This is a genomic window from Aeromonas sp. 604176 (assembly GCF_049170755.1).
Classification (GTDB): Bacteria; Pseudomonadota; Gammaproteobacteria; order Enterobacterales; family Aeromonadaceae; genus Aeromonas; species Aeromonas veronii_A.
This window is the reverse complement of sequence record NZ_JAAKNE010000144.1, coordinates 1-9,387: the sequence shown is the minus strand read 5'-3', so window position 1 is coordinate 9,387 and position 9,387 is coordinate 1. Positions and strand designations below refer to the sequence as shown.

Sequence of the window (9,387 nt, the reverse complement as noted above, 5' to 3'; positions counted from 1 at the left end):
GGCAACGCTGTCGGCGGTGGAGCTGAGTTCGTTGAGGGCGGTGACGACCTGATCGGTTTCGCTGGCGTGTTCTCCCAGGATCCGCCTGGCCTGCCCGGTCTGCTGATCGAGCTGGGCCAGCTCGCGGGTGATGAGGTCGGTGGCGGCGGTCACCTGCACCATCATCTGTTGCAGGAAGGCGATGAAGCGGTTGACCGACAGGGCGATGTTGTCCAGCTCGTCATGCCCCTTGACCTGGATGCGGGCGGTCAGGTCGGCATCGCCGGCGCTGAGGGCGTCGATGTTGAGCTTGAGGGTCTGCAGGCGGCTGCCAAGCTGGCTGATGGCCAGCACCATGAGCACGAACAGCAGCCCCGCCAGGGGGAGCTGGATGCTCGCCAGGGTGGCGAGCACATCCCGGCTGTCCTGGGTCAGGGTGCGGGTCGGCAGGGCGGCGGCCAGCAGCCAGGGGGTCCCTTCGATGGCCTCCATCAGCAGGGTCTGTTCCTCACCCTGATCCTGGAAGGTGGTGCGCAGCTGCCCCTTGCTCGCATCCTGGCCCAGCAGGCCGCTGATGGCGAGGGCGAAGGGATAGTCGGCGTGGGCGGAGAGGTTGCCGAGCACCACATCCCCGGTCAGACGGGCGTTGCGGCTCAGGATCTTGCCGTCAGCCTCGATGATCATCACCTGACCGCCGATCTCCTGCTCTTTCTTGGCCACCAGGTCGTTGAAGAAGCCCAGGGTGACGTCTATGGTCGACACCCCGTAGAGGGCGCCATCCTGGTAGATCCCCATGGCGCAGTTGGTTCTCGGCTGCTGGCTCGCGCCATCCTTGTAGGCGGCGGCCCAGGCACAGACGCCACGGGGCGCCTGCTGACCTGCCTTGTGCCAAGGCTGATCGAAATAGTTGGGCGCCTCTGCCGAGTTCCAGTAGGTGTTGGGAATGAGGGCGTTGGACGCATCCCTGTGGAAGAAGGTACTGAACTTGGCGCGTCCCGCCTCCCGCTTGTCCGGCAGGGGCCAGATGCCGCCACCGAAGACCATGCCGTTGCCGTACTGGTCGATGAGGGCTGGGAGCTGGGCATCTATCTGCTCGCTCGGCAGTTGTGCCACCAGCTGGGTGATGCTGCGCGACTGGGTCTGCACCCCGTTGAGCTGGTCACGGATGTCGGTCGCTATCTCGCCGACTCGCAGCGCCACGTTCTCCTCCCCCGCTTTTTGCAGGGCGGGGGTGATCCAGATCTGGATGCCGATCACCGTCAGGGCGCACACCAGCGCCATGAAGCCCAGAAAAACGGCGGTATAGCGCCCCTTGATTGTGCCCAGATTCCATCCCATAACGACTCCTGTCCACTGTGTCCGGGATCGTGCCCGCGTCTGTTGTGTGAGGGACCATTATGATTTATTTCGAAAGTGAAACGTTTGTTATCGCTCACATAACATGATGCGGCCAGGTAGGAAAAGGTGAAAAAACTGGGGGGAGACAAAAAAAGGGTGGCTTGCGCCACCCTGTCGTTTTCGCCGGTGTCGGGGCAGGGCCCTGCCGGATCACGAGTCTGCTTCGGCAAACCGCTTCATTACGTCGACTTACTGGTTTGCTTCTGCGAACAGCTTCATCACCTCGGCGTGCTTGATCATGCCGTCGGCACGCAGACCAAGGTTCTTCACGAACTCCGCCTTCTTGGTCGGATCTTCAATCTTGTCGTAGCGCTGTTGCAGATGGGCCTGGATCTGTTCCGGGGTCATGTTCTTCATGCGGGCCATCTTGTCGTGGCGGCCGCCATGATGCTTGCCGCCCATCATGCCGGTACCGTCCATGGGGCAACCGGTCGCCGTGGCCTGGGTCGGTTGCGCGGTGGAGACCGCCTCGCTGGCGGCATAGGCGCCCAGCGGCAGGCCGAGGATCAGGGTGGCGGTCAGCAGGGTCTTGGTCAGCTTTTTCATGGGTAACTCCTGTCGGATGTGTACGGGTAGAGGCTCTTTCGCCTTGGTATCCAGTAAACACCGTGGAAGTGTCTGAAATTTGCCAGTAGAAGCCTATTTTGTAGCAGAGTGTGGCACAGGGGCGTGCTGGCACACTTTGACACAACCCGCCCGGTTGATTTTCGTATAATCGCCCCAGCCCGATAACGGAGAAATGATGATGAACCAAGGCAGCCCTCATATTCTGGTGGTCGATGACCACAGCGAGATCCGCGATCTGCTCAAGCGCTTTCTGGAGCAGCATGGCATGCGCGTCAGTTGCGCCCGCGATGGCAAGGAGATGAAGCGGCTGCTGGATGAGCGGGAGTTCGACCTGCTGGTGCTGGATCTGATGATGCCGGGGGAGGATGGCCTCACCCTGTGCCGCGAGCTCAGGGTCAAATCCCGCCTGCCGATCATCATGCTTACCGCCATGGGGGAGGAGACGGACCGCATCATCGGCCTGGAGATGGGGGCGGACGACTACCTCTCCAAGCCGTTCAACCCGCGGGAGCTGCTGGCCCGCATCAAGGCGGTGATGCGCCGTACCCAGGCAGAGAGCCTGCCCGTGCCGGAGACCTTGACCCGGGATCTGCGCTTCGATCGCTGGCTGCTCGACGTCAATCGCCGTGAGCTGGTGGACGAGGAGGGGGTGGGGATGAGCCTCTCCACCGCCGAGTTCGATCTGCTCAAGGTGTTTCTGGAGCGGCCCCAGCGGGTGCTGAGCCGGGATCAGTTGCTGGATCTGGCCCGTGGCCGGGAGGCGGTGGCCTTCGATCGCGCCATCGATACCCTGGTGAGCCGACTGCGGCGCAAGCTGGAGCGGGATCCCAAGAATCCCGAGCTCATCAAGACCATCTGGGGTGGCGGTTACCTGTTCGCCGCCGACGTGACCCAGGAGTGAGGCCGACATGATCAAGCGCGTCTTCGCCAGGCTGCTGCCCAAAGGGTTGACCGGCCAGATAGTGCTGGTGGCCCTGGCGGGGCTGGTGCTGATCCAGTTGCTCAGTATCCAGATCTACCGCTCGGACAGGGAGGAGGCCCTCGGTTACGTCAACAGCCGCAACGCCATGCAGCGCATCATCTCCGTGGTGCGCCTGCTCTCCCTCTCTCCTCCTTCCCTCTATCACGAGATCCTCAAGGCGAGCCGCAGCGAGACCCTGCTGCTACGTCTGGCCGACGAGCCGTTGCAGCCGGACAACCGCAGCCCCCGCTTCGAGAAGCTGGTGCGGGCCAAGCTCGGCTATCCATCCTCCCTGGCGGTGGAGATCAGCGCCGAGCTGAAGCAGGACATCCAGCGCAGCCGGGCCTGGCAGCACCACAACCGCATGATGAAGGATCGCAACGGCATGCCGCCGCCCCAGGACATGCGGCTCTACGGCTCCATCGAACTGCCCAACGGCGGCTGGCTTCAGTTCAGCTCCCTGGTGGACAAGGAGACGGCGAGCTGGTCCTGGCAGACCACCCTCAACCTGCTGCTGGTGGCGAGCCTGGTGATCGGCCTGATGATCTGGCTGTTCCGCCGGGCGACCCGTCCCCTCAAGCAACTGGCGGCCAACGCCGACAGGCTGGGGCGTGGTGAGGACATCGAGCCCCTGCGCGAGGAGGGGCCCACCGAGATCCGCGAGTCCATCCAGGCCTTCAACCGGATGCACACCCGGCTCGATCGCTTCGTGCAGGACAGAACCCGGATGCTGGCCGCCATCTCCCACGACCTGCGCACCCCCATCACCAGCCTGCGGCTGCGCAGCGAGTTTCTGGCGGACGGGGAAGACAAGGATCGCTTCCAGCAGACCCTGCAGCAGATGGAGCAGATGCTGGCGGCGACCCTGAGCTTTGCCCGGGAGGAGGGGCAGCAGGAGGCGACCCGGGAGCTGGATCTGGTCAGCCTGCTGGAGAGCCTGTGTGACGACTATGCCGACATGGGCCAGCCCGTCACCTGCCTGGCCGAGGGCAAGCAGGTTTACGCCTGCCGCGCCAACACCCTGCGCCGGGTGCTGCAAAACCTCATCGGCAACGCCATCAAGTACGCAGGGGGGGCCGAGGTTTCGCTGGTGCGTGGTGACGGGGAGTTGCTGATCCTGGTTCGCGATCAGGGACCGGGGATTGCGGAGAGCCAGCTGGAGGAGGTGTTCAAGCCCTTCGTGCGCCTGGATGAAGCCCGCAACACCGAGTCTGGCAGCGTGGGACTGGGGCTCGCCATCGCCCGCACCCTGGTGCACCAGCACGGCGGTGAGCTCAGCCTTCACAATCGCGAGGAGGGGGGGCTGGAGGCGCGGATCAGCCTGCCCCTGTAAGGAACCTGACCAGGAAGTGGGGCACCACCAGGGTGCCTTTTTGCTGCCCGTGGCGAGAGGGAAGCAGAGCAACAGGTCGGCCACCCGGAAATGGGCAACAAAAAACCCGCCGAAGCGGGTTTTTTCAATTCTTGCTGAGGCGCTGCCGAAAAACGGAAGGCGGCTCGGGCGTGAATTACAGGCCAGTAACGTTGGCAGCAGCCGGGCCTTTCTGGCCTTGCTCGATGGTGAACTCAACGCGCTGACCTTCTTCCAGGGTTTTGAAACCGTTGGACTGGATGGCGGAGAAGTGAACGAACACGTCTTTGCTGCCGTCAGCCGGGGAGATGAAACCGAAGCCTTTCTCGGCGTTGAAGAACTTTACGGTACCAGTCATTTTGTTGGACATGATAATTTCCTTGAATAGTGATTAGTGAAACGCCATTAGGGTGGCAATCCATGATTTTTCGTCAGAAATACGTATGGGGAGCACTAAAGAAGGAGAATTATCTGGCAAGAATTATCGGGGATAACTGCCTGCACAAATCACTGCTTTAAGATGACTGCCTAACATAATCAGGTCTGAACTACCGAACCATCGAAAACGATTAGAACACGCACATCCCGTCATGGCAATCTTTATCTTGGTATTCGTTTCAGTCAGTGATGGCTGGATCGGGGTTTTATCCGGGTGTGCATCAGCTGGCAGGGGCCTCCTGCTGCCCTTTTCAGGGAGATGACATGACGCTCTGCCAGCCCCCTTTTTTGCAGCAGCGTCATCTGCGTGCGTTCATTCTGCCGTTACCGTCTGCCACGGTATTTGTTGCTGACGGAATCGGACCAGCTGAAGGTGTCGGGCAGTACTTGAGCACTGGCTCGCTCTTTGGCTTTCTCCCGCGCCAGTGCGGAAGCCGCCTTGGCGGCCTGGGCGCGATCGGCGGCGATCTTCTGGCGTCCTGCTTCGCGGATCTTGTTGCGCTCCCCGTTGGTCAGGGTGTGATCGGCATTGGCCTGGGCCTTTTGCACCAGCAGGGCAATCTCGGCTTTCTCGGCCTCGGTCAGATCCTTCATTTCCAGCTTCTTCATGACGCGCTCCTGCGATCGTTGAATGCCCACCCTAACACACATCCACCGGAGACAGGCTGACCATCCGTCCTCGGATGCCAAAAGTGTCGCCCGGTCGTCATTCCCGGGGGGGGCACGCTACGGGAACGCCTGGCTGACAGGCGCTGCCGGGAGGCTGGATCCCGGCGGAAGATTGGGAGTATGCTGAGGCCAGTGCGATCCCCGATCGTCACTGTTGGCGTACTGAAATCCACGATTCGGCTGACATGCTGGAACACCCGTTCCAACTGTCCAGGTAACCTTTTTGGAGTCTGATGATGAGCAACAAAGAACAGCATCACGGCAAAGATGCCAAGAAAAAACCGCAGATGTCACTGAAAGAGAAACGCGAAGCCAAACGTCAGAAAGCAGAGCTGAAAAACGGCAGCGCGATGAAGTAACGCTCCATCCACTGCGGCTCCCAGGAGCCGGTATCAAGCCAGTCCATCATGGGCTGGCTTTTTTGTCTCCGGCAGTAGAGGTGGTGCCATAGGCGGCAAAAATCCGCTCATAGCGCCCGTCCGCCTTCATCTTGGCGAGCTGTCTGTCGAACCATTGTCGGTGGCCCGCCTCGCGAAAGGCGAAGTGGTAGTGAGTCGGGGGGAAGAGGTCGTGCTGTCTGACCTTGTCCTTGGGATAGCGGTCGCCCTCCTGGTCATCCCCGAGCAACTGCGCCAGATAGTAGTAGAACACCCGTTGTTCCAGGATCACGGCATCGGTGCGCCCGAGCAGGAGCCGCTGTACCTGTCCCTCCTGCCTCGCCACCTCTTCATAACGGGAATTCTGGTCGACGATGTCGGAGAAGGTCGTTCCCAGGATCTGTCGTGCACGCTGGAAGGCACTGACTCGCAGGGTCTGCAAATCCTTCATGGTGTGGACTGCCGTCGGCGCCAGGGTAAAGACCCGGTTGTGGAAGGTGATCACCGGCTGTGAGAGGTAGGCGCTTTCCAGCATGCCGGGTTTGACGTTGATGATGGCGTCCAGCTTGCCTTCCTCCAGCATCCTGAAGGTGCGCTCCAGGGGAAGATAGACGACCTGCAGCTCATGGGGGCTGCCTGCGAAGGCCTCTCGCATGAGATCGAGTTCGATGCCCCTGTCTTCGTGGCTGATGACATAGGGAGGAATGGCAAAACTGACTCCCACCCGCAGCGGCTCCGCGGCAAGGTGGCTGCCGAACATCAGCAGGGCGAGGCACAGCAGACGACTCAAGTAGTTCATGCAGGTTCCCGAAGGGAGAAATCGTCTCGATGATAGCCACAAGCCTGGACGAAGGGGACGTAAAGCGGGGGAAAGTGGCAGCAACATGGTCGTCGGGGGAGGTGAATGCGTCAGAAACAAGTAAAAAAAGGCCCTGATGAATCAGGGCCTGCCGCAGGGGATTAGAAGGGAAGGGCAGGAACATTTCAGTGTAAATGCCGCTGTGTGTGTGAGTTGATTGAGTGCAAGGCAAGTATCCACAGCTTCTATCCACCTTGTTATCTCACCCACATGCCTATAAATCGCATTAAACCTATCATTAACGCTGTTCGTGTCAACATCTGATGCTTATACGATAAAAAAGTTTACACAACTCTTCGAACGTCTTCCTCTGATTACTGAGGTCATACTACACCAGTTCTGATGTCTAGGGGCTGTGATGCTGAAAATCGAAGGTGGTTTTTGGCTTCATTGTTCGCCTCCCTATGGGGCGTTTCCTGAAAAAGGGTAACGGGTCTGATGTTGCCATCCTGAACGGTAACTACCCCGCCTTCAACTGCTTGTCACCCTATATCTTTGTCTGCTACCAGGAGCTGGTCGAAGACACCGAGCTGAACCGAATAGCAGGTGACGTATGAGATAACGTCATCGGCTAGCGGAATGACCTATGACTGTATGGGCTGGAAAGTCACTGACTGGTGCCAGGGTTACAGCTCAAATAAGCCCCTACCGCATAACTGCCGCTGTAATCACCCCACTACATGGCTTCACCATCAGGCATACCTCCAGAATAAAGTCATGGCCTACGGGATTGGTACACACGATCGGAGCAATGTCGCCCCTGAGGTAAGACAGTGATAGTTCAAACAATAGTCAAGTGAAAAAAAGAGCCCAGCCATTAGTTCTAAGGAAGGTGCGAATAAGTCACCAAACATAAAAATGCGCCTTTGTAAGTATTTGAATTTAATAAACTAATTTTTTCAGTTTCATTGTGGAGGGTGCTTATTCGCACCCTCCCTTGACCATTACCGCCGAGCTTTCCAAGAATGGCCGCCCTCACTTGATCCCACTCACTGATAGCGCCTTGCGGGTGTTGAGAGAGCAGCAAGCGGCAACGGGGGATAGTCCCTTTATCTTTGCCCACGCCACCAAGCCGAGCGAACCAATGCCGATGGCTTCACTTAGCCAAGCGATTGATCGTTACCGCAAACGCGCCGAGATGGCGCACTTTATCCCCCGTGATTTCCGCCGAACCTGTAAAACTCTGATGGGCGAGCTGGGCATAGCCAAAGATCTGCGCGACCGCCTACAGAATCACGCCCTGAATGACGTATCCAGCAAGCACTATGACCGCTATGAATACCTGCCAGAGAAGCGGCGAGCCTTGGAGCTATGGGAGCGGCGGTTGTTGGATCTGGCAGCGGATACTGTGATTTCCGTTAACTTCTGGGGACGTGGGTTATCTTCCTGAATACAAAGGCATTGCTTTAGCGACGATGAATAGTAATGTGAGCCCTAATGGTGTTACTCAATAAAGTGGATTTGACCCCATAGGTCCAGACACTTTTCCCGCTTAGGGTTGTGATACCCGACTGCGCAGAAATTCCCGTGGTGAACGGTATCCCAAGGCGCTGTGCGGGTGGTGCTCGTTATAATGCTCAAACGCGATAGCCAAATTGCCTACCGCTGTTCGGCTATCCGGTTTTGGCATCATCTCGATATAGTCTCGCTTCATCGTCTTCACGAAGCTCTCCGCTATACCGTTACTCTGTGGGCTTCTCACTGCTGTCGTTCTGGGCTCCAACCCGATTTCTCGTGCAAACGCGCGGGTCTCATGGGCTCGATACGCCGAGCCATTATCAGTCAGCCACTCCACCGGTGATGCCGGCAACGAATCCCCAAAGCGATGTTCGACAGACCTCAGCATGACATCTTGCACAGTGTCACTATCGTAACCCCCAGTACTGGCCGCCCAGTCCAACGCTTCCCTATCGCAGCAATCCATGGCGAACGTGACACGTAGTTTTTCACCGTTATCGCAGCGAAACTCGAAGCCATCTGAGCACCACCGTCGATTGCTCTCCTTGACGGCAACACGCCCCTTATGTGCCTGCTGGGCCAATGGTGCAGCTGGTTTTCTTTCCAGCAGCAAGCCATGTTCGCGCATGACGCGATATACCCGCTTAGCGTTTACCACAGGTTGTTCTGTTGCCTCAGACTGACGCCGTAACAGCGCCCAGACCCGGCGATAGCCATAGGAGGGAAGCTCTGCCATCGCCTCCATGATACGGCCAAGTAAGGCTGCATCATCACGCTGGCGATGATGACGACCATCTTGCCAACCCGGTTTTCGATGAACACGAACGGATAGCTGCGCACGCGATACATTAAGAGCCTGGCTCACAGCACTTAATCGTCGTCCCCCGGCAACAAGGGCGCATGCGCAATCCATTTTTTTGCTCGACCATACTCCACGGCTTCTTTGAGGATCTCGTTCTCCATGGTCTTCTTCCCGAGCAGACGCTGAAGCTCTCGGATCTGCTTGATGGCAGCAGCCAACTCGGAAGCAGGAACAACATCCTCACCGGCGGTGATCGCCGTGAGAGACCCTTCTTGGAATTGCTTACGCCATTTGAAAAGCTGGTTTGCGTTGACGTCGTGCAAGCGAGCAACATGAGAGACGGTCATCCCGGGCTCAAAGGTCTGCTGCACGATGGCGATCTTTTCTTGTGGAGTCCGGCGTCGACGGCGCTCGGCCCCTGTTAACACTTCGACCATCTTCTCGTTGTGACTAGTACTGAACATAGCTCCAAGACTACCTCTTAAGTTAAGAGGGGCGAAGTGTCTGGATCTTCAAGGGGCCAATCTA

At 58.5% G+C, this 9,387-nt stretch carries 10 protein-coding genes; 4 read left to right on the top strand and 6 right to left on the bottom strand.

Annotated elements, in window-relative coordinates; all coding sequences use genetic code 11:
• Together G5358_RS18865 and G5358_RS18860 are read right to left on the bottom strand one after the other, a co-directional pair.
• Positions 1-1,317: cache domain-containing protein (locus G5358_RS18865; RefSeq protein ID WP_421324688.1), on the bottom strand; the 1,317-nt coding region annotated here is incomplete at its 3' end.
• 249 nt (positions 1,318-1,566) lie between these two features.
• Positions 1,567-1,923 (bottom strand): hypothetical protein, encoded by a 357-nt coding sequence (locus G5358_RS18860; protein WP_052816042.1) that lies wholly within the window; start codon positions 1,921-1,923, stop codon positions 1,567-1,569.
• Between the two features lie 199 nt (positions 1,924-2,122).
• Here G5358_RS18860 and G5358_RS18855 point away from each other — a divergent pair, with 199 nt between their 5' ends.
• Together G5358_RS18855 and G5358_RS18850 are read left to right on the top strand one after the other, a co-directional pair.
• Positions 2,123-2,845 (top strand): response regulator, encoded by a 723-nt coding sequence (locus G5358_RS18855; RefSeq protein ID WP_010675899.1) that lies wholly within the window; start codon positions 2,123-2,125, stop codon positions 2,843-2,845.
• 7 nt (positions 2,846-2,852) lie between these two features.
• Positions 2,853-4,238: an ATP-binding protein gene (locus G5358_RS18850; protein ID WP_052816044.1), complete on the top strand. Its 1,386-nt coding sequence runs from the start codon at positions 2,853-2,855 to the stop codon at positions 4,236-4,238.
• Between the two features lie 175 nt (positions 4,239-4,413).
• Here the strand turns inward: G5358_RS18850 and cspE are convergent, their stop codons facing one another.
• Both cspE and yjbD read right to left on the bottom strand, forming a co-directional pair.
• The gene (gene cspE, locus G5358_RS18845; protein WP_042078672.1) at positions 4,414-4,626 is read right to left on the bottom strand and encodes a transcription antiterminator/RNA stability regulator CspE; all 213 of its coding nucleotides are present in this window, start codon (positions 4,624-4,626) and stop codon (positions 4,414-4,416) included.
• 392 nt (positions 4,627-5,018) lie between these two features.
• Positions 5,019-5,303, bottom strand: a complete 285-nt coding sequence (gene yjbD, locus G5358_RS18840) for a DUF3811 domain-containing protein (protein WP_039040119.1) — start codon at positions 5,301-5,303, stop codon at positions 5,019-5,021.
• A 293-nt stretch (positions 5,304-5,596) separates the two neighbouring features.
• On the opposite strand from yjbD, the gene G5358_RS18835 reads away from it, so the two are divergent.
• A complete protein-coding gene (locus G5358_RS18835; protein ID WP_257520123.1) occupies positions 5,597-5,722 on the top strand; it encodes a hypothetical protein in 126 nt (41 codons plus the stop codon).
• A 46-nt stretch (positions 5,723-5,768) separates the two neighbouring features.
• Here the strand turns inward: G5358_RS18835 and G5358_RS18830 are convergent, their stop codons facing one another.
• Entirely contained in the window at positions 5,769-6,539 is a 771-nt protein-coding gene (locus tag G5358_RS18830) for a substrate-binding periplasmic protein (protein ID WP_421324687.1), read from the bottom strand.
• A 997-nt stretch (positions 6,540-7,536) separates the two neighbouring features.
• On the opposite strand from G5358_RS18830, the gene G5358_RS18825 reads away from it, so the two are divergent.
• Positions 7,537-7,989 carry a site-specific integrase gene (locus G5358_RS18825; RefSeq protein WP_201972457.1) on the top strand — a complete coding sequence of 151 codons (453 nt, stop codon included), beginning with the start codon at positions 7,537-7,539 and terminating at the stop codon, positions 7,987-7,989.
• 102 nt (positions 7,990-8,091) lie between these two features.
• Here the strand turns inward: G5358_RS18825 and G5358_RS18820 are convergent.
• Positions 8,092-9,296 (bottom strand): IS3 family transposase gene (locus tag G5358_RS18820; protein WP_102948393.1). Its coding sequence is split into 2 segments (ribosomal slippage): positions 8,092-8,978 and positions 8,978-9,296, totalling 1,206 coding nucleotides; the frame shifts between segments, so codons are not numbered across the junction.
• Positions 9,297-9,387 lie beyond the last annotated feature (91 nt).